This is a genomic window from Streptomyces fractus (assembly GCF_049844455.1).
In the GTDB taxonomy this organism is placed as follows: domain Bacteria; phylum Actinomycetota; class Actinomycetes; order Streptomycetales; family Streptomycetaceae; genus Streptomyces; species Streptomyces fractus.
Genome location: NZ_JBMYHI010000002.1, coordinates 102,079 through 126,337, shown reverse-complemented (window position 1 = coordinate 126,337; position 24,259 = coordinate 102,079). Strand labels below are relative to the sequence as shown.

Sequence of the window (24,259 nt, the reverse complement as noted above, 5' to 3'; positions counted from 1 at the left end):
CACACGTCCTCGCGCCATGCTCCCGGCAACGCGTGTTATCGATAACACGATCTTGAGTCCGCCTGAGGGAGCCGCCCCATGACAGGCCGTCATCCGTCCATCGGCCCAGCTCTTCCGGCCGCGAAGCCCGGCAGACGGGCCGTTCTGCGGGCGGCCGCCGCCGGTGCCGTCGCGACCGCGTCGGCGCCGCTCCTCGCGGCGTGCGGCACCGCCTCAGGGCAGCCTCCCGGCAAGGTGGCCCTGCACGGGGACAACCCGACGTGGGCGCCGCCGATCACGGCCGCGGGGCGGGCGATGCGCAAGGTCGACGGCATCGGGCTGGTGCCCGAGGTCATCCCGTCCCTGGAGTCGTTCGAGCAGGTCGTCAAGTCCTCGCTGCGCACCAGCAAGACGCCGGACATGCTCAAGTACTGGTCCGGCTACCGGCTCCAGGACCTCGCCCGCACCGGCGGCATCCGGGACCTGTCCGACCAGTGGACGGCCGCCGCCCGAAAGGGCTGGGTCGACCCGGCGCTGCGGCCCGCGTTCACCTACCGGGGCCGCGTCTACGGACTGCCGATGAACCTGGCCTACTACGTGTTCTTCTTCAACCCGGAGGTGTTCCGCGCCAACGGCCTGAAGAAGCCGGAGACCTGGGACGACTTCCTGCACGCCGCCGAACGCCTCAAGCGCGTGGGCATCACACCACTGCACGCGACGACGGCCGGGCGGTGGCCCGCGTTCATCTGGTTCCAGGAAGTTCTCACCCGACAGGATCCCGGGTTCTACTGGGAACTCATGAACGGCCGGGCGCGCTACACCGACGCCCCCGCGCAGCGTGCCATGCGCACCATCGCCTCCTTCGCCGACAAGCACTGGTTCACGTCCCTCGACATGGAGCACGCGGCCGGCGCCTCGGGCGTGCTGCACGGCAAGGTCGGCATGGTGCCCTGCGGGAGCTGGCTCGCCGGTACCTTCGCGGGCATCGGAGGCAAACCCGGCAAGAACCTCGACGCGTTCGTGCTGCCGATGCAGAACACCCGCGTCCGCCCGGCCGTGGTCTTCGAGTCCAGCGCCCTGGTGTGCACGGTCAAGGGTCCCGACAGCGCGGAGGCCTTGCGGGCCGCGGCCGCGTGGCCGCACCCCAGCGTCATGAAGGCCTTCTCGCACACCCTTCAGGACGGTTGCCCGAATCCGAAGGTGCCGCCGGCGAACGTGATGATCGACGGCGTCACCACGACCGTACGCGAGAAGAAGTCCCAACAGCTCAACCGGTTCTGGGAGTTGGGGCCGCCCGAGCTGGTCGAGTCCACGGTCGACGACCTGGCGTCCGGCCTCCTCGACCCGTCCTCGTACCGCAGTGTGCTGCGCACGATGCAGGGCCGGGCCGACGAGGCATGGCCGGTGTGGCGGGAGGCGGAGGCGTCATGACCGACATCGTGCGTACGCCCACCGCGGCCGAGTCGGCGAAGCCGGTGCCCGCCCGACGCCGGATCCCCACCCGCACACCCCACCAGGCCGCGGGCCGGGGACGCGGCGGGGGCCGGCTGGGCGGACCGCTCGCCGGAGTCCCGTGGGCACTGCCCGCGCTGCTCTTCGTCGGCGTGCTCCTCGTCTACCCGTTCCTGCGCAGCATCTACGGGAGCCTCTTCGACGACAACGGCTTCAGCAGCCACTTCACCGGCCTCGACAACTACACACGGCTCGCCCAGGACCCGATCTTCGGCCGGTCGCTGCTCAACACCGTGATGTGGGTGGCCGGCACACTCCTGCTGCCGGTCGTCGCGGGACTCGCCATCGCCGTGGCCACACACCGGATGCGCTTCGGGCGGATCGCGCAGCTGGTCGTCGTGCTGCCGTACGCGATCTCGGGCGCCGCGACCGCCGTGCTGTGGAAGTTCATCCTTGTCTCGGAGGGCTCCCTCAACCAGGTGCTCCACAGCATCGGCCTCGGGTCCCTCGCACAGCCGTGGTTGCTGGAGTGGCCGCAGAACACCATCTCCATGATCGTGGCCAGTACGTGGCAGGCGACCGGCCTCAACGTCGTCCTCTTCGCCATCGGGCTGCGCGCGATCCCACGGGAGACCGTCGAGGCGGCCGAGCTGGACGGGGCGACCGGCTGGCGGATGTTCCGCCACATCACCCTGCCCCAACTGCGGTCCGTGAGCGTGGTGGTCATCGGGATGGCCATCGTCAACAGCCTCAAGGCCTTCGACATGATCTGGGTGCTCACCCAGGGCGGCCCTGCCCGCTCCTCCGAAACCCTCGCCCTCACCATGTATCGCGAGTCCTTCCGGCTCTTCCACGTCGGCTACGGCTCCGCGATCGCCCTCGTCCTGTCCGTCATCGTCGTCGCCTCCTCCTGGATGTACCTGCGACGGCAGATGCCCGACACATCCCCGCGCTGACCCGAGCCGACCGACAAGGAGTGACACCTGTGGGAAGGATCTTCCGCAACATCTTCGTCGCCGGCACCGTGGTGCTCTGGCTGATTCCCCTGTACCTGCTGGTCGTGAACGCGCTGACGCCGGTCACCGCCTATGCGGGCAAGCCCGGTTGGGTGCCGAACGGCTTCGCGCTGTGGGACAACCTCGTGACCGCCTGGAGCGACGCGGGCATCGGCGACAGCTTCCTCGGCTCCCTGCTGTACGCGGTGGTGTGCGGCGCGGCCGGTGTCGTCGTCGCGGCCATGGCGGCGTTCGCGGTCGTGGTGCTGCCCATCCCGAAGCCGGCGTTCTGGTTCTGGCTCATCTACTCGGGGACCCTCTTCCCGCTGCAGATGTTCCTCGCGCCGCTGTTCGGCATGTACGCCGACGGGAACCTGTACGACACCCGGCTCGGCTTGATGCTCATCTACGTGGCGTGGTCGGTGCCCTTCGCGTTCTTCCTGATCCGCAACCAGATGACGACGATGCCACCGGAGGTCACCGAGGCAGCCATGCTCGACGGCGCCTCGTTCCGGCGGATCTTCTGGCGCATCCATGTGCCCCTGATGAGCTCGAGCCTCGGGGCGGCGTTCATCTTCCAGTTCACCGCCGTCTGGAACGACCTGCTGTTCGGCATCACCCTGAGCCGCAGCCCCGACATCCAGCCGGTGATGGCCGCCCTGACCAATCTCAACAACGCCTTCGCCTCGTCGGGCCCGCCCGTCATCCTGGCCGGCGCCATGATCGTCTCCGTGCCGACCCTCGTCGTCTTCCTGGCGTTCCGCGGCCTGTTCCTGCGCGGCGTCACCGCTTCCGCACGCTGAACGTCCTTCCCCACACCCTGATTTGGAGAAGTCCGCATGACCACACGGGCCCTCGTCCGCACCACCGACTGGGACAACGACCGCATCCGGGAGAGCCTGCGCGGCTCCGTCGTGAGCGCCGAAGGCAGCCTGTCCGGCAGCCCGCTGCGGCTCACCGTCGAGCCGCTGATGCGCCGCGCACAGGACGGCGGACTGCTGCAATCACTGCGCGTGGAGGCGGTGAACGGGGGCGGGATCCCGGCCGAGCTCACCGTGCGCACCGAGTCCGGCACGGCGCTGCCCGCCGAGCGCATCTCCGGGCCGAACGGCTCCGTGCGCCTGCTGCTGCCCGCCGTCGACACCGCGCAGCGTGTCACCGTGGTGTCATCGGGTGAGGGTGGCATCGACGTCACCCTCACCCCGCAGCGGGAGTGGACCATCCACCTCGTCCACCACTCGCACCTCGACATCGGCTACACCGACCCGCAGGGCAAGGTCCTCGCCGAGCACCTCTCGTTCCTCGACTCCTGCCTGGAGTTGACGCAGGCCACCGACGACTGGGAACCCGAGTCACAGTTCCGTTGGTGTGTCGAGTCGTTGCTCTCCTTCCAGCAGTGGGCCGAGGCCCGCCCCGCCGAACAGGTGAAGGAGTTCGTACGGCGGGTGCAGGAGGGCCGCATCGAGCTGACCGCCCTGCCGTTCAACCTGCACAGCGAGACCTGCTCCACCGACGAACTGCACGAACTGCTGCGCCTGGCCCACCAGGTGCGGGACGAGCACGGCGTCGACTTCACCTCGGCCATGCAGACCGACGTGCCCGGCCATGTCGTGGGCCTCGTCGACGCGTTGAGCGCCGCGGGCGTCAAGTACCTGTCCGTAGCGCACAATTGGGCCGGTCGCTCCGTGCCGCACCTGGTCGGCGGCGAAAAGCTGCCGCGCCTGTTCCGCTGGCAGGCCCCCAGCGGCAACAGCGTGCTCGTCTGGATGACCGACACCCCGCACGGCCTCGCCTACATGGAGGGCCCGCTGCTCGGCTTCGACACCGACTACTCGTCCGTCGACGACCTGCTGCCCGCCTACCTGACCTCCCTCGCCTCCCACCCGTACCCGTACCGCGGTGGCATCTTCGGCTGGGCCATGGACGAGGAGGAGATCAAGCGCGAGCCCTACCCGTGGGACGTCCTGCACCTGCGCGTCCAGGGCAAGTTCGGCGACAACGCACCGCCGCGCCGCGTCATCGCCGACACGGTGCGCCGCTGGAACGAGACGTGGGCCTACCCGCAGCTGCGCCTGTCGCGCAACGAGGACTTCTTCACCGACGCCGAGAACCGGCTCGGCGACGAAATCCAGACCTTCGAGGGCGACTGGACGGACTGGTGGGTCGACGGCGTCGGCTCCGGCGCCCACCCGCTGTCGATGGCCCGCACCGCCCAGTCCGTCGTCGCCGACGCGCAGACCATCGGCAGCTTCGCGGGCGTCCTCGGCGCGACCGGCGCGGCCGACGACACACGGGACTCCGCCGGTGTGTACGAGGCGGTGTCCCTCTTCGACGAACACACCTGGGGAGCGGGGGACCCCTGGACGCACGGCCACGACCACGGCCATTCCGGCGAGCAGCAGTGGCACTGGAAGTACGGGCAGGCCGTGCGCGCCCGCGACGACGGCCAGTCACTCCTCAACCGGGCGAACGCCCGCCTCGGCCAGCGCCTCGCCCGCCCCGCCGACACCCCCGCCGCGTTCCACGTGGTCAACACGTGTTCCTGGCCGCGCACCGAGGTCGCCGAGATCTTCCTGCCGGAATCCAGCGTCCCGCTCGAACAGGCCGTCACGGTCCACGACGCCCGCACCGGCGCCGAGTTGACCCACGAGGAGCGGCCGCAGGCCAACGAGGAGCACCGCGACGCGGGCCGATTCCTCCTCGTCCGCGTCGACGACGTGCCGGCCGCCGGTTCCGTACGCCTCGACGTGCGCGCGACGTCCACGTTGGACGGCGCCACCGAGGAGGCGACCGTCGTCAAGGCCGCCACCGGCTGGAACCCCACCGGCGGCAGCGAGCGCGAGAACCCGGCCGACACCGCCGCCGCGGCCCACGCCCACGCGAACCCGCTGCTCCTGGAGAACGAACACCTCGCCGTCCGCGTCGACCTGGCCCGCGCCTGCATCGCCTCCGTCATCGACAAGGCGACCGGCCGCGAACTCGTCCGCGCCGACGCCATCACCGGCTTCAACGCCTACATCCACGACAGCTACACCACGTCCGGAGGCTTCAACCACAACTCCAGCCGCACCACGGCCTCAGACCGCCTCGAACACCTCGGCAACCGCTCCGTCGCCCCGCCCGCCGCGCTCATCGCCCGCCGCACCACGGCCACCGCCGAGACCCTCACGTACGAGACCCGCCCGCCGGGCGCCAACCGCGTACGCACCACGCTGACCCTGCCGCACGGCATCGGGCGCCTCGACATCGAGAACCAGGTCGACAAGGACGCCACCCTCGGCAAGGAGAGCGCCTACTTCGCCTTCCCCTTCGCCTTCGAGACACCCACCGTGCGGATGGAGGCCTCGGGCGGCGCGACCGGCACAGGGCTCTCCGTGGTTCCCGGATCCGCCCTGCACATGCGGGCCGTGCGCCGCTGGGTGACGCTCCAGGAGGACGACCTCGCCGTCGGCTGGGCAACGCAGGACGCGCCGCTCGTCCAGTTCGGCAACATCGCCCTGCCGTACGCCCCGTTCCCCAAGACCATGAACCACGACGAACCCGCCACCGTCTACTCGTGGATCCACAACAACCTGTGGGACACCAACTTCCCCAGCGAGCAGGCCTTCGAGTTCACCTTCAGGTACTCGCTCTCCTGCGCCACCGGATCCGACGTCGCGGGACTCGGCCCGCGCACCGCCGCCGGCACCTCGCGGCCGCTGCACGCGGTGCGGGCCCGCGGCCCCGTATCCGCCGACGCCGCCGACCAGTTGGCGTTCGCGACAGTCGGCGACCCGCGCGTACGACTCGTCGGCGCCACCACCCCGGACGCCGAAGGGGCCGTGCTGCTGAGGTTGCAGTCCTTCGCCGAGGAACCCGTCGCCTGCCCGGTGCGCGCGCTCTTCCCTGTCGCCTCGGCGCGGCTCGCGGACTATCACGGCAGGGCAGGGGACGAACTGGCACTGGCGGACGGCGAAGTCACCGTCGACGTCCCCGCCTTCGGCACCATCGCGGTGCTCTTCCGACGTTGACGGCGCTGGTGACGCCGACACGGCGCACCTCTGCGTAAAGGAGACTCTGTGTACCGGCACGACCCGCGTTACGCCCCCGCTCCCGACGCCGTCCTCGCCGCCGGCTGGGAGCGGGTGGCGGCACAACTCCCTTCCACCGCATGCGTATTGGCGGTGGAAGGGGTTCCCTCCGTCGACTGGGACGCGCTCGCCGAAGGCCTGGGAGCCGCCCGCTCCGTGACCTTGCTCGACGTACGGGACCACTACGCGCCACCCGCCGAGATCGGTGCCCGCGTCGGCCACCCGGAAGGCGCGGACGACCCCTACTTCCGCAAGCTCGCCGAGAACCCGCTCGACGACCTCTTCGACACCGTCCCCGCACCCGAAGCCCCCGCCGGGGGACTCCTCGTCGTGTACGGCCCCGGCGCCGCGCTCGTCGACCACGACGTGCTCTGGTACGCCGACGTACCCAAGCGGTACGCGGAGGCGGCCACGGTCGCCGGCGCCCCGGGCGCGAACCTCGGCCTGCCGGGCGAGAAGCCGGACCTGCGGCGGCTGTTCTACACCGACTGGCCCATGCTCGACCGGCACCGCGACACCCTCGCCCCCCGCATCGACGGCTGGCTCGACCTCCAGGACCCCGGTCACCCGACGTGGCTCGACGGCCCCGGCCTGCGCGCCACCTGCGCCGCCCTGGCCCGCCAACCCGTGCGCACCCGTCCGTTCTTCAACTCCACGCCCTGGGGTGGCCGTTGGGCGCAGAACGAACTCGGCTTCAACCCCGAGTCCCGCAACACGGCGCTCGGCTACGAACTCATCGCACCCGAGGCGGGCATCCTCGTCGGGACAGGCCCGCAGGCGCAGGTCGAGGTGCCGTTCCAGTTGTTGTGCGTACTGGAGCCGGACCGTGTCCTCGGCGAGGAGCCGCACGCCCGCTTCGGCACTTCGTTCCCCATCCGCTTCGACTACCTCGACACCGTCGGAGGCGGCAACCTCTCGCTGCACTGCCACCCCCAAGAGGCTTACATGCGCGAGAAGTTCGGCTGGCACTACACCCAGCACGAGACGTACTACATGACCATCGGCAGCCCCGACACCAAGGTGTTCCTCGGCCTGCGCGAGGACACCGACGTAGACGCCTTCCGCAAGCAGGTCGAGGCGGCGGCAACCCAGGGCACACCCATGGAGGTCGAGGACCACGTCCACGCCTTCCCCGCCGAACAGGGCCAGTTGTTCCTCATCCCGGCCGGCACCCCGCACGCCAGCGGCGCCGGCAACCTCGTCCTGGAGATCAGCGCCACCCCCTACCTGTACAGCCTGCGCTTCTACGACTGGCTCAGGCCCGACGCCGACGGCAACCCGCGCCCCCTGCCGTACGAGCACGGCTTCGCCAACCTGGAGACCACACGGCGCGGCGAGGCCGTCGCCAGCGACCTCGTACAGGCGCCCCGCACCCTGCGCGAGGGGGACGGCTGGCGCGAGGAGGTCATCGGTGCGCTCGACGAGATGTTCTACGAGGTGCGGAGGTACGCGCTCGACGCGGACGCCGAGGCCCAGGACGACACCGCCGGGCGCTTCCACGTCCTCAACGTGGTGGACGGCGACGGTGTCACCCTGCACACCGAGGCCGGTGACACCCACGAATTGGCCTATGCCGAGACACTGACCGTGCCCGCGGCCGTCGGACGGTACCGGCTCCGCGCGGCGGGCGCAGGGCCTGTGCGGGTCGTGAAGGCGCTCGTCCGGTGATCCCGGTCATCGAGGTCGGCGGCACCCATGTCACCGCGGGCCTCGTCGACCCGGCCGACGGCAGGGTCGAGCGGCGCACGCACCGCCCGCTCGACCCGGGCGCCCGCGCCGAGGACATCCTCGGCGCGGTGTGCCGCTGCGCCGACGCGCTCGACACCCCCGCGGGAACCACCTGGGGCATGGCGCTGCCCGGCCCCTTCGACTACACGCGCGGCATCGGACTCTTCGCGGACGTCGGCAAGTTCGAGGCGCTCTACGGGACGGACGTGCGGGCCGCGCTGCTCGACCGCATGGCACGCAGGCCCGGCGGCATCGTCTTCCTCAACGACGCGCACGCGTTCCTGCTGGGGGAGTGCGCGATGGGAGCCGCCGCCGGACACACCCATGTCGTGGGCATCACCCTCGGCACGGGCGTCGGCTCGGCGTTCCTCGCGAACGGGCGGATCCTCGACCACGGGCCCGGCGTTCCGCCCGAGGGCCGCATGGACCTGACGGCCGTCGACGGCGCACCGCTGGAGGAGTCCGTGTCCCGCCGCGCCCTCGTCGCCCGGTACGGCGAGCGGGACGTCGACGTGCGCGACATCGCCGAGCGGGCCCGGGCGGGGGAGCGGCGCGCCCGCCGCGTCCTGGACGAGGCGTTCGGAACTCTGGGCACGGCGCTGGGCCCGCGCCTGGCCGCGTTCGGGGCGACCGCGCTCGTCGTGGGCGGGTCGATGGCCCGCTCCTGGGACCTGATCGCGCCGGCCCTGCACACGGCTCTCACCAAGACGGGCTGGTGCCCCGAGGTGCACGGTCCACCCATCAACGCCCCTGCCGGGAGCGGCACGGACCGGGACCGCCCGGAGGTGAAGCGGCGGCCTCCCACGTGGCATACTCGTGCGATGCGCCCCGCCGCCCTCGCCGGTGACGCGGCGCTGCTGGGCGCGGCGCGCGCGGTCGCCGCCCGGGACCGAGAGCGAACAGGGCCGGGATGGTAGCGGCCACGAGGACCGGCAAGGGGGAGACATTGGGCAAGTCCACGGCCGGTGTCGGCGGTGGGGCCGGTGCCGCCAAGGACGCGCATCCCACGGTGCGGGACGTCGCACAGCGGGCGCGGGTGAGCGCCATGACGGTCTCGCGTGTGCTGCGCGACGACCCCAAGGTGCTGCCCGCCACCGCGGAGCGGGTGCGTACGGCGGCCGCCGAACTCGGCTACCGGCGCAACGAGATGGCGCGCAGCCTGCGCCTCGGCAGCGGCACCGGACTCGTCGGACTCGTCGTCACCAACCTCGCGAACCCCTTCTACTCCCGGCTCGCGCTCGGCGTCGACGCCGTCGTCGGCGGGCACGGCCTGAAGACCGTCATCGGGAACACCGGACACGATCTCGCCGCCGAACGTGACCTCGTCGAGGACCTGGTCGCCCGCCGCGTCGACGGCATCATCGTCGTGCCCGCCGACGACGACCAGCGACACCTCGCCGCCGCGGCGGCCGGCGGCGTGCCCGTCGTCGTCGCGAGCCGTCCCCCGAACGGCTTCGACGCCGACTGCGTCCTCGTCGACGACCACGGCGGAGCCCGCACCGTCACCCGGAAGCTCCTCGGCGCCGGACACCGCCGCATCGGCTTCCTCGGCTCGCCGCCCGCCGTCTACACGGGCGCGGAACGCCTGCGCGGCTTCACCGACGCGCTCGCCGAGGAGGGCATCGAGCGCGAACCCCACTACGTACGCCTCGGACAACAGCAGACGGCCGAGGCGACACGCGCCGCCGCCGATCTGCTGGCCCTTCCCGAGCCACCGACCGCCCTGTTCTGCTCCAACAACCGCAACACCATCGGCGCGTTCCGCGCCATCAGAGCCGCCGGAGCCGCCACCGCGCTCGCGGGTTTCGACGACTTCGAACTCGCCGACGTCCTCGGCCTGCCGCTGACCATCGCCGCGTACGACAGCGACGAACTCGGCAAGGAGGCGGGCCGGTTGCTCGTCTCACGGCTCGGTGAACGGGCGTCGGCGGGCAGCGGACAGGGCGGCACCCCGGCCGCCACGCGGCGCGCCGTCGTGCCGACGACCCTCGTGCACTACGGCTAGGGTCGAAGGCCCGTACCGCTTCGCAGGAGTCCGCAACCGATGCCCGACACCCCGCTCGCACCCGTCATCCACGGCAACGTCCCCGGCTCCTTCGCCCGCAGTGTCCTCGCCGAGCGGCACCCCGCGCTCATCGAGAAGGTGCGGGCCGCGTTCCCGTACGGGCCCGAGCAGCACCGCGCCCTGGACGCCCTCCTGCGGAACACGGCGGACGGCGTGATCGAGCCGCTGGGGGACGGGGCGCACGACCGCGAGCGCTGGGACGCGTGGGGGAGCGAATGGTTCGGGGCGTCGTGGTTCGACGCGCCGTTCCTGTGGGCGGAGAGCTACTTCTACCGCCAACTCCTCGGCGCCGTCGGGTACTTCGGTGACAGCGGTGAGTTCGGAGAGTTCGCCGAGGGGGACGGGGTTTGGCGGGGAGTCGACCCGTTCTGGCCGTTCAAGCAGGCCGAACTGGACACCCCGGAGACCGACGCCGAGCTGGGCGCCGTCGACCGCCTGGCCTCGGTGTCGGTGGCCGAGCGGGAGCGCGGGCTGCTCCTCGGATCGCTCTGGGGCAACCGCGCCGACCTCGGCTTCCGCGTCACCGCCGACGGCGCCGAACCGGGCGCGGACACACAGCTCGTCGCCGACGACTCCGACGCGTTCTGGGCCGCGCTGCCGCCGGGCGGCGGTGCCACGGTGAGTCTCGTCGCGGACAACGCCGGGCGGGAACTCCTCGCCGACCTGCTGCTCGTCGACCACCTGCTGGCCCACGGCCGCGCCGCACGCGTGATCGTGCAGCTCAAGCCGTACCCGTACTACGTGTCCGACGCCATGACCGCCGACGTCGTCGACTGCGTGCGGCGCCTGACCCGGGCGAGCGGCGCGGCGGCCGAGGCCGGTGGGCGGATCTGGGCGGCGATGGGGGAGGGCCGGATCACCCTGCGCGCCCACCCCTTCTCCTGCGCGCCGCTGCCGTACGTCGACATGCCCGACGACCTGCGCGCCGAGTTCGCCGCGACGACACTCACCGTGCTCAAGGGTGACCTCAACTACCGGCGCCTGGTGGGGGACCACCTCTGGGAGCCCACGACGTCGTTCGCCGAACGTGCCGCGTACTGGCCGACGCCCGTCGTCGCGCTGCGCACACTGAAGTGCGACGTGATCACAGGCCTCCAGCCGTCCGTCCTCAACGCGCTGGACGCCGCCGAACCGCACCAGAAGTGGCGGGTCAGCGGCGCCCACGCCCTCGTACAAGCCCGCATGTGAACGCTCAGGCCGCCGCGCGCTCCAGCGTCTCCAGCGAGCGGCCCGCCGTCTCCCGGACGAACGCCACCGTGAACGCGAACGCGAGCACGCAGATCCCCGCGAACAGCGCGAACGCGACGCCCGCCCCGGCCGTCAGCAGCACCGGGAAGACCAGCGAGACGGCGAAATTAGCGGCCCAGTTGGTGCCCGAGCCGACACTCACACCGACGCTGCGCACCCGCAGCGGGAACAGCTCCGGCAGCATCACCCACAGCAGCGGCGCCCAGCTCAGCGAGTAGGCCACCTTGAAGACGGCGAGGGCCGCGACGGCCGCGACCTGACCGAGCGTGTGATGGAGCAGACCGAGCGAGAACACCGCGCACAGCGTGCTCATGCTGACGACCATCAGGACGAGCCCGGTGAGCAGCAGCGGCTTGCGGCCGACCCGGTCGACCAGCCGGCCCGTCAGATACGTCGTGACGATCGAGAGGACGCCGAGCCCGACGCTGTTGAGCAGCGCCGCGGAGTCCCCGAAACCGGCCGCCTTCAGGATCGTCGGCGCGTAGAACACGATCGTGTTGGAGCCGATGATCTGCTGGATCACCGCCATCGCGACGGCGATGCGGAGCCCGCGCCGCACCCGGCGGTCCGCGAACAACTCCCGGAGCCGGCCCTTGCGTTCGTGCGCGCCGTGCGCGGCGGCGCGGATGTCCGCGAGCTCGGCCTCGGCCTCCTCCTCGGTGTGCAGCCGAAGGAGCACCGTGCGGGCGTCGTCCTCACGGCCGTGCGCGACGAGCCAGCGCGGTGTCTCCGGCTGCGTCCACATCCCGGCGAACAGCACGGCCGCCGGGACGAGCGCGATCCCGAGCATCCAGCGCCAGGCGCCCGCGTCGGAGAGGAGATAGGAGATCAGGTACGACACGAAGATGCCGACCGCGATCATCATCTGGTTGAGCGTCGACACCCGGCCACGGATCGCCGTCGGGGCCAGCTCGGAGAGATAGCTGGGGATCACGGACGAGGAGAGGCCGACGGCCACACCCGTGATGACGCGGAACGCGATGAGTATCCAGGGGCCGGTCGCCAGCGCCATGCCGAGCGCCCCGGCGCCGAACACGACGGCCGTGCAGAGCATCACCGGGCGGCGCCCCCAGCGGTCGGTGGCGGGCCCCGCCGCGAAGCAGCCGGCGATGGCGCCGATCATCAGGGAGCTGACGAACGCGCCCTGCATCCAGGCGCTCAGGCCCAGGTCGCGGGTGAGGAACAGCTGGGCACCCGCCACGATGCCCATGTCGTACCCGGACAGCAGACCGCCGAAGGCGCCGCAGAGATAGAGCAGAAGCGTGCGGCGTGAACGGACGTCCGCGCTCGGTGCGTCGGACACCGAGGTCCTGGTGACGGCAGGCATGACGAGCTCCCTTGCTGGTCGGCTCCGCATCATTAGCGTCAACACTCCGACGAAAATCAAGGGGGTCGGACCAGCTCTTTTGATTTCTGTCTGGACTCTTGACGAAAATGCGCGGAGCGGGGGAGTATCCGACGCATGGCAGTGGTCAAACACCCCACCGGGAACCCCACAGTGCTGCGCCAGTTGCGGTACGGGAACGTGGAGCGGGTCCTCCAGGTGCTGCGCAGGCAGGGCCCCAGCAGCAGGGCCGACGTGGCCACCGCCACAGGACTCTCCCGCACCACGCTCTCCGGCATCGTCGGGCAACTTCTCGCCGACGGCGTGGTGACCGAGGAACCCGCCGGCCCGCCCTCGGGCCGTGGCCGCCCGGTGCACCGGCTGACCCTCAACCCGCGCTCCGCCCAGGCGGTCGGCATCGAGGTGGGCCGCGAGCGCATCACCGTCGCGATCGCCAACGCCGCGCACGAGGTCACCGCCTTCGACGGCACCCACCACGCGCAGCGCTCCGGCGCCCGTGAACAGGCCGTCGCCGCCCTGGAGTTGCTGCGCGGGCTGGCCACCCGCGAAGGCATCGACCTCGCCGGACTCGGCGGCGTCGGCATCGGCACACCGGGCCCCGGAGACACCACGGACCGGCGGCAGACCGTCGCCGACTCCGTCTCCGAAGCGCTCGACGTGCCGGTTCTCGCCGACAACAACACACGGCTCGCCGCGCTCGGCGAGGCCATCTGGGGCGCGGCACGCGGCGCGGGCGACGCACTGCACCTCACGCTCTCCTACGGCATCGGCGGCGGGCTCGTCGCCGGCGGACTGCTGTTCCGGGGAGCGCAGGGCGCGGCGGGCGAGCTCGGACACATCAGCGTCGACGCCGAAGGGCCGCGCTGTTGGTGCGGCGGACACGGCTGCCTGGAGCAGGTCGCCGCCGTGCCGGCGCTGCTGCGAGCGGCGGGTCGGCGCAGCTGGGAGCGGTTCACGGAGGCGTTCGCGGCCGGTGCGGACACCGAGCGCGCCGTCGTCGAACGCGCCGCGCACGCCGTCGGCCGCGCCCTCGCCGCCGCCTCCAGCACCGCCAACCCGCGCCGCATCGTGCTCGGCGGCGAAGTCGCGGACCTCGGCCCGGCCTTCCTGCGCTCCGTCGAGGACGCCTTCCGCCGGTACACCGCCACCCGCGTCCACCGCGGCGTGGAACTCGTACCGGCCGCGCTCGGCGAGCGCTCCGGCGCGCTCGGCGCGCTCGCCCTCGTCTTCCACGAGTCACCGCTCCTCGCGGGTTACGCGACGGCGGACGCGGCGTCACCCGAGGAAGACGCCGCCACCCACGCCTCGTAGCACCTGTCCTGAACCGAACCACCCCACGTACGATCCGAAAGGCACCGCCGTGCGCCACAACATGCTCTTCCTGATGACCGACCAGCACCGGGTCGACACCCTCGGTGCCTACGGCAACCCGCACGTGCGCACCCCGAACCTCGACCGGATCGCCGCCGAGGGCACCCGCTTCGACAGCTGCTACACCCCCACCGCCATCTGCACCCCGGCCCGCGCCAGCCTGCTCACCGGCGCGGCCCCCTTCCGGCACAAGCTCCTCGCCAACTACGAGCGCAACGTGGGCTACCTGGAGGACCTCTCCGACGGCCAGTTCACCTTCGCCGAGCAACTGAAGGGCGACGGCTACAACCTCGGCCTGCTGGGCAAGTGGCACGGCGGCGTCCAGCGCACCGCCGCCGACTACGGCTTCGAGGGACCGAATCTGGAGGGCTGGCACAACCCCGTCGACCACCCCGACTACCTCGACTACCTCAAGGAGCGGGGCCTGCCCGAGTACGCGATCAGCGACCGGATGCGCGGCACCACCCCCAACGGCAGCCCCGGCAACCTCCTCGCGGCCCGCCTCCACCAGCCCGTCGAGGCCACCTTCGAGTACTACCTCGCCACCCGCACCATCGAGATGCTCGAACGCTTCGCCAAGGACGAGAACGGCGGCCAGGGCAGCCCCTTCTTCCTCGCCACCCACTTCTTCGGCCCCCACCTGCCGTACATCCTGCCGAACGAGTACTTCGACATGTACGACCCGGAGCTCGTCGAACTGCCCGCATCCATGGCCGAGACCTTCGCGAACAAGCCCCCGGTACAGAGCAATTACAGCCAACTGTGGGCCTTCGACACCATGCCGCTCGAGGACAGCCGCAAGCTGATAGCCGCCTACTGGGGCTACGTCACGCTCATCGACGAGCAGATCGGCCGCATCATGCAGGCCGTCCGCGACCTCGGCCTCGACGAGCGCACCGCCGTCTGCTTCACCGCCGACCACGGCGAGTTCACCGGCGCCCACCGCCTGCACGACAAGGGCCCCGCCATGTACGAGGACATCTACCGCATCCCCGGGCTCTTGAAGGTCCCGGGCGCCCCGGCGGGCCAGGTCCGCGACGAGTTCGTCTCCCTCACCGACTACACGGCGACCATCCTCGAGTTGGCAGGCGCCGACGCCGCCCCTGCCGTCGACAGCCGCAGCCTGCTGCCGCTCGCCCGCGGCGAGCACCCCGAGTGGGACGAGCACCACCTCGCCGAGTACCACGGACACCACTTCCCGTACCCTCAGCGCATGCTGCGCACCCGCCGCTACAAGCTCGTCGTGAACCCCGAGTCCCGCAACGAGCTGTACGACCTCCAGGCCGACCCGGACGAACTGCAGAACCGCTACGAACACCCGGAACTGCGCGAGGCGCGCACGCAGCTGATGCACCGCCTGTACCACCTGCTGCGCGACCGCGGCGACAACTTCTACCACTGGATGACACCCATGTACGACGTACCGACCGACTACGACACGACGCTGTCCGCGTTCGAGTCGGAGGGCGCGGCGTCATGAGCGGCTGCACTCCCGGACCGGCCCCCTCCTGCTGCGCCCCTTCCCGTGAGGGCGGCCCGCAGGCCGCGGGCGCGGGACCGGTCGCCGTCACGCTCGCACCCCGCGAGGAGCCCGCGTACGACACCCGCGCCGACCTGCCCGGCGGCACCTTCCGCATGGGCAGCGAGGACGCCGACGCGAACCCCGGGGACGCGGAGGGACCGGTGCGTGAGGTGCACGTGAAGGCCTTCGCCATCGACGAGTACGCCGTCACCACCGCACGCTTCGCCGCGTTCGTCGACGCGACCGGGCACCGCACCGAGGCCGAACGCTTCGGCTGGAGCTACGTGTTCGCGAAGTTCCTGCCCGGCCACCTCCGCAAGATCTCGCCGCGCCCCGACGCCACCCCGTGGTGGTGCGGCGTGGAGGGCGCGACCTGGCGCACCCCGGAAGGCCCCGGCAGCGACCTCGAAGGCCGCTGGGACCACCCGGTCACCCACGTCGGCTGGTCCGACGCCGCCGCTTTCGCGAAGTGGGCGGGCGGCCGGCTGCCCACTGAAGCCGAGTGGGAGTACGCGGCGCGCGGCGGCCTCGACCAGGCCCGCTACGCCTGGGGCGACGAGCTGACCCCCGGCGGCGAGCACATGTGCAACATCTGGCAGGGCACCTTCCCCACCAAGAACACCGCGGAGGACGGCTACGCGGGCACGGCCCCCGTCCACGCCTACCAGCCCAACGGCTACGGCCTCTACAACGTGGCGGGCAACGTGTGGGAGTGGAACGCCGACCTGTGGGAGCCGGACGGCGACCCGAACACCCGCGTCATGCGCGGCGGCTCGTACCTGTGCCACCACTCGTACTGCAACCGCTACCGCGTCGCCGCCCGCACCTCCAACACGGCGGACAGCACGTCGGGCAACACCGGGTTCCGGGTGGCGTACTCGGGGTCATAGGCGCCGCCTATCCGGGGCATCGATTTTTGGTCGTGGACCTCCGCGCACGCAAACCGCTTCACTGACGCGGTAGTTGGGGCGGCGCCGGACGGGCCCGGCGCCGCGGTCCCCAGCCGTGCCCGGATGGAGGTTGCAATGACGCATGCCCCGGACGCCGCCGCAGGCGCCACCACCGTGGTCAAGGCCAAGCCGTGGTACCGGCAGCTGTACGTGCAGGTGCTGGTGGCGATCGTCATCGGCATCGTGCTCGGCTGGCAGTGGCCCGACCTCGGCACGGCGATGGAACCGGTCGGCACGACCTTCGTCACGGCGATGAAGATGCTGATCGGCCCGATCGTCTTCTTGACCATCATCGGCGGCGTCGCGGGCGTGGCCGACCTCAGGAAGGTGGGTCGCACGGGCGTCAAGGCGCTCGTCTACTTCCAGGCCGGCACGATCGTGGCCCTCGGCTTCGGGCTCCTCGCCATCAACCTGTTCCCCCTCGGCGACGGCGTGCATGCCGACGTCGGCGGCCTGCACACCACGGGCGAGGCGAGCCAGTACGTCCAGCAGGGCGAGGCCCAGCACTGGTGGGAGTTCCTCACCAACCTGGTCCCGGACAGCTTCTTCGGCGCGTTCGTCGAAGGTGACATCCTCCAGGTCATCTTCCTCGCCGTGATCTTCGGGATCGCCCTGAAGACCGTCGGCCCGGTCGGCGAGCCGATCATCGCGTCCGTCAACCGCCTCACCGAGGTGGTCTTCAAGGTCCTGTCGTTCGTGATGAGGGCGGCCCCGGTGGGCGCCTTCGGCGCGATGGCCTTCGCCATCGGCAAGTTCGGCCTGTCCACGCTGACGAGCCTCGGCTCGCTGATCCTGCTGTTCTACGTGACGTCCATCGTGTTCGTCGTCGTGGTCCTCGGCGCCGTGCTCTCTCTGTACGTGAAGCTGAACCTCTTCCAGCTCCTGCGCCATTTCAAGGAAGAGCTGCTGCTCGTCCTCGGCACCTCCACGGCCGAGCCCGCGCTGCCCGGGCTGATGCGCAAGCTGCAGTTCATGGGCGTCGACCGGTCAACGGTCGGCCTGGTGGTGCCGACCGGCTACAGCTTCAACCTCGACGGCGCCGCGGTCTACCTCTCCCTCGCCACGCTCTACATCGCCCAGGCCACCGACACGACGCTGTCCCTCGGCCAGCAACTCGGCCTTCTGGCCGTCATGCTGCTGACATCCAAGGGGGCGGCCGGGGTGGCGGGTGGCGGGTTCATCGCGCTGACCGCGACCCTGTCGACCGTCGGACACGTACCCGCCGCGGGCATCATGCTGATCTTCGGCATCGACAAGTTCATGTCCGAGTGCCGGGCCCTGGTCAATTTCTGCGGCAACGCCGTCGCCACCCTCGTGGTCGCCCGCTGGGAGAACGCGCTCGACCTCCAGCGGGCGCGCCGGGTCCTGGCGGGAGAGGTGGTCGAGGCACTGCCCGCGGACCCGACCCCGGCCACCGCCGCGACGCCGTCCCCGCGGAAGGCGGTGCCTGCGCCCGCCCCTCCGGCCTGAACCACGAACGCCCTCCGGCCTGAACCAGCGACGCCCCTCCGCGCGAAGCGACAGGTCGACCTGTCGATAGGTTGCCCTTATGGCAGCAGGCGGAGGAGGCAGGATGGACGCGCGGCAACTGCAGTACTTTCTCGCCATCGTGGAGCACGGCGGCTTCAGCAGGGCCGCCGCCGCGCTCCACGTGGCGCAGCCGTCGTTGTCGCAGGCGATGGCCAACCTGGAGGCGGACCTGGGGGTCTCGCTCTTCCACCGGATGGGCCGCGGCGTCGTCCTGAGCGAGGCGGGCGCCGAACTCCTGGAGCCGAGCCGCCGCGTGCTCCGCGACCTCGCGGCCGTACGCGAACGGGCTGCCGCCCTGACCGGACTCGGCAGCGGCACCGTCGAAGTGGCCACCATGCCCTCACCCGGCATCGAGCCCATGGCCACACTGATCCACCGGTTCGCCCAACTGCACCCGGACGTCACGATCAGCACCCGCGCCGCTTTCACCCCCGAGGAGACCGTCGAACTGGTCCGCAGCGGCGCCTGCGAGCTGGGCCTGCTCGGCGCCGACAAGCCGGTGACCGCGCCCGGCATCGACATGCTTCCCGTGGAGGAGCAGCCGTTCGTCGTCGTGGGCGCGGCCGACGGGCCCTTCGCCGACGGCGCCGTGCTGCACCCCCAGGACCTGGCCGGGCACAAGCTGATCGCGTCCCGGACCGGAAGCCTGATGCGGAGCATCGTCGACGACATCACCGCCCGCAGCGGGGACACCGAGATCGTCGCCGTCGTCGACCACCGCACGTCCATCCTTCCGCTGGCGCTCACGGGTGTCGGCGTCGCCGTGCTGCCCGCGGCCTGGACCCGCCTCGCCCGCCGCTGCGGCCTCGCGGTCGCCTCACTCGTACCGACCGCGCACCTGCACGTCGCCATGATCAGCCTGCCCGCGCACCTGACACCCGGTGCGCGCGCCTTCCTGGAGCTGACCCGCTCGCTGGCGGAACGTCGTGCGCGCACCCCGTCGACGTAACGCACACAGCCCCGGCACGGCACCCATCAGCCGCGCCTATGCGTCGCATCGGAACCATGTCTTGGACGCCCCGCGCACCGGCCTGTTGACTCGGGAACACACCAACCGCCGCCCGGCCAGGCGCTCTTGAGCACTCCCTTGAGCACGGGCGTTCCCCGTACCCCTGGAGGCCACCGTGTCCGAGCCCCGCACCTTCCGCATCGCGGCCATCCCCGCCGACGGCGTCGGCACCGAGGTCGTGGCGGCGGGGCGCGCCGTCCTCGACGCCCTCGCCGCCGGCTCCGACGGCGCGTTCGCCTTCGACTGGCAGGAGTTCGACTGGGGCTGCGCGTACTACGCCCGGACCGGGAAGATGATGGCCGACGACGGGCTCGACCAGCTCAAGGACTTCGACGCCATCTACTTCGGCGCGGTCGGCTGGCCCACCGTCCCCGACGACGTCAGCCTGTGGGGGCTGCGCCTGAAGATCTGCCAGAACTTCGACCAGTGGGCCAACGTCCGGCCCGTGCACTTCCTGCCCGGCGTACTCAGCCCGCTGCGCAAGGCCGACGACACCGAACTCGACTGGGTCGTCGTCCGCGAGAACAGCGAGGGCGAGTACGCCGGACTCGGCGGCCGCAACCTCTCCGGGCGCGGCCCCGGCGGCGAAGTGGCCGTGCAGTCCTCCCTGTTCACCGAGGTCGGCTGCGAGCGCATCATCCGTTTCGCCTTCGACCTGGCCCGCACCCGCAGTCGCCGCAAGGTCTCCTCGGTCACCAAGTCCAACGCCCAGCAGTACGGGATGGTGCTGTGGGACGACGTGTTCAAGCGGGTCGCCGCCGAGTACCCGGACGTGGAGACCGAGAGCGTGCTGGTGGACGCGATGTCCGCCAAGTTCGTCCTCAAGCCGGAGGACCTGTCCGTCGTCGTCGCCTCCAACCTCAACGCCGACATCCTCTCCGACCTCGGCAGTGCCCTCGCAGGCAGCCTGGGCCTCGCCGCCAGCGCGAACCTCAACCCGGAGCGGCGCTTCCCGAGCATGTTCGAGCCGGTGCACGGCTCCGCACCCGATATCGCCGGGCAGGGTCTCGCGAACCCGGTCGGCGCGGTCGGCAGTGCGGCGCTGATGCTTGAGCACTTCGGACTGCCCGACGAGGCGGCCCGCCTGAACAAGGCGATCGAGACGGTCACCGGAGCCGGGATCCTCACCCGGGACGTCGGCGGCACCGCCACCACCGAGGACGTCACCAAGGCGCTGATCGACGCGCTGGGCGACTGACCCGCTCGGCGACACGAGATCTCCCGGCCGGTCCTCGGGTCGCGCCGACCGGCCGGGACGGCCGCTCCGAAGCGGCCCCCATGTGCCGGGCCCCCTCATGGCGGCCCGGCACTCGCCGTCGGCTACCAGCTGACCCCGGCCGCCACCGGCCGATGGTCGCTCCCGGTCGAGGGCAGCACCCACGAGCTGTCCGCCGTGACGCCCCGGACCAGGATCTGGTCGATGCGTACCACCGGGAAGGCCGCCGGATAGCTGAAGCCGAAGCCGTCCCCCGCCTCCTCCTGCGCCGAGTGCAGCCGCGAGGTGAGGCCGTCGAAGGCGCGGTCGTCCGTGGTGCCGTTGAAGTCGCCGAGCAGCACCAGCCGCTCGGCGTCGTCGGCCGCGATCGCCTTCGCGAGGGCCTGTGCGTTGCGGTCCCGGCTCTCCGTCCAGAATCCGCCCCGCGGCATCACGCGCACCGACCCCAGGTGGGCCACGTACACCGCGACAGGACCGTCATCCGTGGCCAGCGTGGCGCGCAGCGCCCGGTTCGACGGGAGCTTCTCCGCGGCCGTCTTGGTGTCCCCGAGCGGCCCGACGTCCATCGCCGTATCCACCGGCTCGACATCCGACAGCGGCAGCTTGCTCCACAGCCCGACCGTGCCCTGCACCGTGTGGTGCGGGTACGCCTTCGCGAGCTCCTTCTCGTACGTGCCGCGGGCCTGCTCCGTGATCTCCTCCAGCGCGATCACATCCGCCCCGGAGGCCGCCAGGTCGCGGGCCGTGGCCGCCGGATCGCGGTTGTCGGCGCCGACGTTGTGGCCGACCACGGTGAGGTCGCTGTCGCCGGCGCGGCCCTTGTCGCCGAGCAGCCCGCCGAACAGGCTCGCCCACACCACGGCGGGCAGGACCACCGCGACCACGGCCGATGCGGAGCGTCGCCACAGCGCCGCGGCGAGCAGCACCGGCACGAACAGTCCGAACCACGGCAGGAATGTCTCCACCAGACTGCCGAGCCCGCCGCGGTCCGTGATCCGCGCGTGCAGCAGCAGGAGCAGCCCGAGCAGCAGCGCGAGGACCGCGAGCACCCATCCGCGCTTCCAGGGGTCCGGCCGGGACAGGGCGCGGATCGCGCGACGTACGCGGGCCCGCCCCGGTCCGGAATCGGCCCCGCCCTGCCCGGCGGACGCCCGGTCGATCTTTGTCATCAACGGTCCTTGCTCACGGTGCTCACGGTCGGTGCTGTTCACTGCTGCGTCCTCGGGTCCTCGGTCGGGTTGGCGTACATGGCGGGGCAGCCGTGATCCACGGCGTCGGGGCGCAGTTCGTAGTGCCAGGACTCGTTCGCGTAGATCTGGCACAGGCCGTGGGCGGCGCCGTTCTTCGACAGCCACGCGGTGGCGGCGGAGTCGCCGAGGTCCACCGCGTCGCCCTTCACGTGTTCGGACGTGTCGGGGGAGGCCACCCACTTGGCGGCCTCCTCCTTGGAGCCGTACTCGGCGACCGCGTCGTCGAGGAGCCGCTGCTGGTACGCCGCTGAGCGCCAGCCGCTGTTGACCTGGAAGCGCAGGCCCTCGTTGGAGGCATCCCGCGCGGCCTTGCGCAGGGCGTCGAGCAGGTCCGGATCGAGGTTGCTGACGGCCGGGGTGTCGTCGAAGACGGTCGTTCCCGCGGGCACGTCACCGTCCTGCGTTCCGAACTCGTCGTGCTGCCCGCGCGGCTCGACGGGCTCACGATGCCGGGAGTCCATCGGCGAGGGCGCCGTGGAAGCGGAGGGAACCCCGGCCGTCGACCGGGGAGACGAGTGCGACGGCGCGGACGAAGAGGTCGTGGCGGTCGATGACCTGCTCGCCCGGTAGCAGAGGACCGTGGCGATGACCGCGATGACGACGAGCAGGCCGACGACGACAAGGCGTCCTGTCCGGCGCGTGGCCGGCCGTACCGGTGGGCTGTGACTCATGCCGCCAGTCAAAGCGGCGCGATGTTGCCACAACGTCTGCGCTTTTCGATATGCCGGCGATACGCGCCGACTCGTAGCGTGAAGGGCATGCGTGTGCTGATTGTCGAGGACGAGCGGTATCTGGCGGAGGCCGTACGGGACGGGCTGCGCCTGGAGGCGATCGCCGCCGACATCGCGGGGGACGGCGACACCGCCTGGGACCTGCTGAGCGTCAACACGTACGACATCGCCGTCCTCGACCGCGACATCCCCGGGCCCTCCGGCGACGAGATCGCGGAGCGGATCGTGGCGTCCGGCAGCGGCATGCCGATCCTCATGCTGACCGCCGCCGACCGCATCGACGACAAGGCCTCCGGGTTCGAACTCGGCGCCGACGACTACCTGACGAAGCCGTTCGAGCTCCAGGAACTCGTGCTCAGGCTCCGGGCGCTGGACCGCAGGCGCGCCCACAGTCGGCCGCCCGTGCGGGAGATCGCGGGCGTGCGCCTCGACCCGTTCCGCAGAGAGGTCTACCGGGACGGCCGCTTCGTCGCGCTGACCAGGAAGCAGTTCGCCGTGCTCGAAGTGCTCGTGGCCGCCGAGGGCGGCGTCGTCAGCGCCGAGGAACTCCTGGAACGCGCGTGGGACGCGCACGCCGACCCCTTCACCAACGCCGTCCGCATCACCGTCTCCGCGCTGCGCAAGCGGTTCGGCGAACCCTGGATCATCGCCACCGTGCCGGGCGTCGGCTACCGCATCGAGGCGCAGCCGGAGGCCGGGGGAGCGGGCCGTGGATAGGGAACGCGGGCCGAGCATTCGCCTCAGGCTCACCCTCAGCTACGCCGGGTTCCTCATGCTCGCCGGCGTCCTGATGATCGCGGCGGTGTGGTTCTTCCTGTTGCGGGACCTGCCCGACGTCAAGGCCGGCATCGGCGGACTCCAGGTCCGCAGACAGCTCGCGTTGCACTTCGCGTCAGGGGCGTCCGTGGTCATGGCGTTCCTCCTGGTCTTCGGGCTCGTGGGCGGATGGTTCCTCGCCGGACGGATGCTCGCCCCGCTGAACCGCATCACGGACGCCACGCGGGCGGCCGCGGCCGGCTCGCTCTCCCACCGCATCCACCTGGAAGGCCGCAACGACGAGTTCCGGGAACTCGCCGACGCCTTCGACACGATGCTCACGGCCCTGGAGGAACACGTCGCCGAACAGCGGCGCTTCGCGGCCAACGCCTCCCATGAACTGCGCACCCCGCTCGCCGTCTCGAAGTCGCTCCTCGACGTGGCCCGCGCCGATCCGCACCACGACACCGGCGAACTCGTCGCCCGGCTCAGCGCCGTCAACACGCGCGCGATCGACCTGACCGAGGCGCTGCTCCTGCTCAGCCGCGCCGAACAGCGCGCCTTCACCCGCGAGGACGTCGACCTCTCCCTCGTGGTGGAGGAAGCCGCCGAAACGCTGCTCCCGCTCGCGGAGAAACGCGGCGTCACCCTCGACACCAGCGGCGACATCACCCACGCGTCCGGATCGCAGCCGCTCCTGCTGCAACTGGCCACGAACCTCGTGCACAACGCGATCGTCCACAACCTGCCCGAGCGGGGCACCGTGTGGGTCACCACGGGCGTCCGCGCCGGCTCGGCGGTGCTGACCGTCGAGAACACCGGCGAGACGCTCGCCCCGGAACTCGTCGCCACCCTCACCGAACCCTTCCAGCGCGGCACCGCACGCATCCGCGGCGACCACGCCGGAGTCGGCCTCGGCCTCGCCATCGTCCGGTCCATCACCCGCGCCCACGACGGCACGCTCACCGTCACGCCACGCCCCTCCGGCGGGCTCCGCGTCACCGTGGAACTCCCGGCAGCCGATATGTGAGGTCGGCCACCG

Annotated in this window: 19 protein-coding genes; 16 read left to right on the top strand and 3 right to left on the bottom strand. The window is 71.4% G+C overall.

Going from position 1 to position 24,259, the window contains the following annotated elements:
- The first annotated feature begins 78 nt into the window (after positions 1-78).
- From ACP4E5_RS02670 to ACP4E5_RS02635, 8 genes are read left to right on the top strand one after another with little or no spacing between them, the layout of a single operon-like run.
- Complete coding sequence (locus ACP4E5_RS02670) at positions 79-1,410, top strand: ABC transporter substrate-binding protein (protein ID WP_425825051.1); 1,332 nt, start codon at positions 79-81, stop codon at positions 1,408-1,410.
- Positions 1,407-2,387, top strand: a complete 981-nt coding sequence (locus tag ACP4E5_RS02665; protein WP_425825050.1) for a carbohydrate ABC transporter permease — start codon at positions 1,407-1,409, stop codon at positions 2,385-2,387. The genes ACP4E5_RS02670 and ACP4E5_RS02665 overlap by 4 nt, the downstream gene beginning before the upstream one ends.
- A gap of 29 nt (positions 2,388-2,416) precedes the next feature.
- Positions 2,417-3,229, top strand: a complete 813-nt coding sequence (locus ACP4E5_RS02660) for a carbohydrate ABC transporter permease (protein ID WP_425825049.1) — start codon at positions 2,417-2,419, stop codon at positions 3,227-3,229.
- A gap of 36 nt (positions 3,230-3,265) precedes the next feature.
- On the top strand, positions 3,266-6,436 hold the full coding sequence (locus tag ACP4E5_RS02655; protein ID WP_425825048.1) for a glycoside hydrolase family 38 N-terminal domain-containing protein: 3,171 nt from the start codon (positions 3,266-3,268) through the stop codon (positions 6,434-6,436).
- A 48-nt stretch (positions 6,437-6,484) separates the two neighbouring features.
- Positions 6,485-8,164, top strand: coding sequence for a class I mannose-6-phosphate isomerase (locus ACP4E5_RS02650; RefSeq protein ID WP_425825047.1), 1,680 nt, complete (start codon positions 6,485-6,487; stop codon positions 8,162-8,164).
- Positions 8,161-9,141 (top strand): ROK family protein, encoded by a 981-nt coding sequence (locus tag ACP4E5_RS02645; protein WP_425825046.1) that lies wholly within the window; start codon positions 8,161-8,163, stop codon positions 9,139-9,141. The genes ACP4E5_RS02650 and ACP4E5_RS02645 overlap by 4 nt, the downstream gene beginning before the upstream one ends.
- Positions 9,135-10,229: a LacI family DNA-binding transcriptional regulator gene (locus tag ACP4E5_RS02640; protein WP_425825045.1), complete on the top strand. Its 1,095-nt coding sequence runs from the start codon at positions 9,135-9,137 to the stop codon at positions 10,227-10,229. The genes ACP4E5_RS02645 and ACP4E5_RS02640 overlap by 7 nt, the downstream gene beginning before the upstream one ends.
- A 39-nt stretch (positions 10,230-10,268) precedes the next feature.
- Complete coding sequence (locus tag ACP4E5_RS02635) at positions 10,269-11,477, top strand: damage-control phosphatase ARMT1 family protein (RefSeq protein WP_425825044.1); 1,209 nt, start codon at positions 10,269-10,271, stop codon at positions 11,475-11,477.
- Between the two features lie 4 nt (positions 11,478-11,481).
- On the opposite strand, the gene ACP4E5_RS02630 is transcribed toward ACP4E5_RS02635, so the two are convergent.
- Positions 11,482-12,864: a sugar porter family MFS transporter gene (locus tag ACP4E5_RS02630; protein WP_425825043.1), complete on the bottom strand. Its 1,383-nt coding sequence runs from the start codon at positions 12,862-12,864 to the stop codon at positions 11,482-11,484.
- A 135-nt stretch (positions 12,865-12,999) separates the two neighbouring features.
- On the opposite strand from ACP4E5_RS02630, the gene ACP4E5_RS02625 reads away from it, so the two are divergent.
- The 6 genes from ACP4E5_RS02625 (at position 13,000) to ACP4E5_RS02600 (ending at position 20,462) form a co-directional block, all read left to right on the top strand.
- Entirely contained in the window at positions 13,000-14,193 is a 1,194-nt protein-coding gene (locus tag ACP4E5_RS02625; RefSeq protein WP_425825042.1) for an ROK family transcriptional regulator, read from the top strand.
- Positions 14,194-14,254: 61 nt separating this feature from the next.
- Entirely contained in the window at positions 14,255-15,733 is a 1,479-nt protein-coding gene (locus tag ACP4E5_RS02620; protein WP_425841034.1) for a sulfatase family protein, read from the top strand.
- A complete protein-coding gene (locus ACP4E5_RS02615; RefSeq protein WP_425825041.1) occupies positions 15,730-16,665 on the top strand; it encodes a formylglycine-generating enzyme family protein in 936 nt (311 codons plus the stop codon). Before ACP4E5_RS02620 ends, ACP4E5_RS02615 begins: the two co-directional genes overlap by 4 nt.
- Positions 16,666-16,800: 135 nt before the next feature.
- Positions 16,801-18,195 (top strand): C4-dicarboxylate transporter DctA, encoded by a 1,395-nt coding sequence (dctA, locus tag ACP4E5_RS02610; protein ID WP_425825040.1) that lies wholly within the window; start codon positions 16,801-16,803, stop codon positions 18,193-18,195.
- A 103-nt stretch (positions 18,196-18,298) separates the two neighbouring features.
- On the top strand, positions 18,299-19,204 hold the full coding sequence (locus ACP4E5_RS02605; protein ID WP_425825039.1) for a LysR family transcriptional regulator: 906 nt from the start codon (positions 18,299-18,301) through the stop codon (positions 19,202-19,204).
- Between the two features lie 175 nt (positions 19,205-19,379).
- Positions 19,380-20,462, top strand: a complete 1,083-nt coding sequence (locus ACP4E5_RS02600) for a tartrate dehydrogenase (RefSeq protein ID WP_425825038.1) — start codon at positions 19,380-19,382, stop codon at positions 20,460-20,462.
- Between the two features lie 122 nt (positions 20,463-20,584).
- On the opposite strand, the gene ACP4E5_RS02595 is transcribed toward ACP4E5_RS02600, so the two are convergent.
- Together ACP4E5_RS02595 and ACP4E5_RS02590 are read right to left on the bottom strand one after the other, a co-directional pair.
- Complete coding sequence (locus ACP4E5_RS02595; RefSeq protein ID WP_425825037.1) at positions 20,585-21,649, bottom strand: endonuclease/exonuclease/phosphatase family protein; 1,065 nt, start codon at positions 21,647-21,649, stop codon at positions 20,585-20,587.
- 38 nt (positions 21,650-21,687) lie between these two features.
- Positions 21,688-22,401 carry a M15 family metallopeptidase gene (locus ACP4E5_RS02590; protein ID WP_425825036.1) on the bottom strand — a complete coding sequence of 238 codons (714 nt, stop codon included), beginning with the start codon at positions 22,399-22,401 and terminating at the stop codon, positions 21,688-21,690.
- Positions 22,402-22,488: 87 nt separating this feature from the next.
- On the opposite strand from ACP4E5_RS02590, the gene ACP4E5_RS02585 reads away from it, so the two are divergent.
- A complete protein-coding gene (locus tag ACP4E5_RS02585; RefSeq protein WP_425825035.1) occupies positions 22,489-23,178 on the top strand; it encodes a response regulator transcription factor in 690 nt (229 codons plus the stop codon).
- A complete protein-coding gene (locus ACP4E5_RS02580; protein ID WP_425825034.1) occupies positions 23,171-24,247 on the top strand; it encodes a sensor histidine kinase in 1,077 nt (358 codons plus the stop codon). Before ACP4E5_RS02585 ends, ACP4E5_RS02580 begins: the two co-directional genes overlap by 8 nt.
- Positions 24,248-24,259: the final 12 nt, after the last annotated feature.

Bases quoted from the DNA above. Each gene is read 5' to 3' on its own strand.
- ACP4E5_RS02670 (WP_425825051.1), top strand. From the start codon at position 79: ATGACAGGCCGTCATCCGTCCATCGGCCCAGCTCTTCCGGCCGCGAAG.
- ACP4E5_RS02665 (WP_425825050.1), top strand. From the start codon at position 1,407: ATGACCGACATCGTGCGTACGCCCACCGCGGCCGAGTCGGCGAAGCCG.
- ACP4E5_RS02655 (WP_425825048.1), top strand. From the start codon at position 3,266: ATGACCACACGGGCCCTCGTCCGCACCACCGACTGGGACAACGACCGC.
- ACP4E5_RS02640 (WP_425825045.1), top strand. From the start codon at position 9,135: ATGGTAGCGGCCACGAGGACCGGCAAGGGGGAGACATTGGGCAAGTCC.
- ACP4E5_RS02635 (WP_425825044.1), top strand. From the start codon at position 10,269: ATGCCCGACACCCCGCTCGCACCCGTCATCCACGGCAACGTCCCCGGC.
- ACP4E5_RS02630 (WP_425825043.1), bottom strand. From the start codon at position 12,864: ATGCCTGCCGTCACCAGGACCTCGGTGTCCGACGCACCGAGCGCGGAC.
- ACP4E5_RS02625 (WP_425825042.1), top strand. From the start codon at position 13,000: ATGGCAGTGGTCAAACACCCCACCGGGAACCCCACAGTGCTGCGCCAG.
- ACP4E5_RS02620 (WP_425841034.1), top strand. From the start codon at position 14,255: ATGCTCTTCCTGATGACCGACCAGCACCGGGTCGACACCCTCGGTGCC.
- ACP4E5_RS02615 (WP_425825041.1), top strand. From the start codon at position 15,730: ATGAGCGGCTGCACTCCCGGACCGGCCCCCTCCTGCTGCGCCCCTTCC.
- dctA (WP_425825040.1), top strand. From the start codon at position 16,801: ATGACGCATGCCCCGGACGCCGCCGCAGGCGCCACCACCGTGGTCAAG.
- ACP4E5_RS02605 (WP_425825039.1), top strand. From the start codon at position 18,299: ATGGACGCGCGGCAACTGCAGTACTTTCTCGCCATCGTGGAGCACGGC.
- ACP4E5_RS02595 (WP_425825037.1), bottom strand. From the start codon at position 21,649: ATGACAAAGATCGACCGGGCGTCCGCCGGGCAGGGCGGGGCCGATTCC.
- ACP4E5_RS02590 (WP_425825036.1), bottom strand. From the start codon at position 22,401: ATGAGTCACAGCCCACCGGTACGGCCGGCCACGCGCCGGACAGGACGC.
- ACP4E5_RS02585 (WP_425825035.1), top strand. From the start codon at position 22,489: ATGCGTGTGCTGATTGTCGAGGACGAGCGGTATCTGGCGGAGGCCGTA.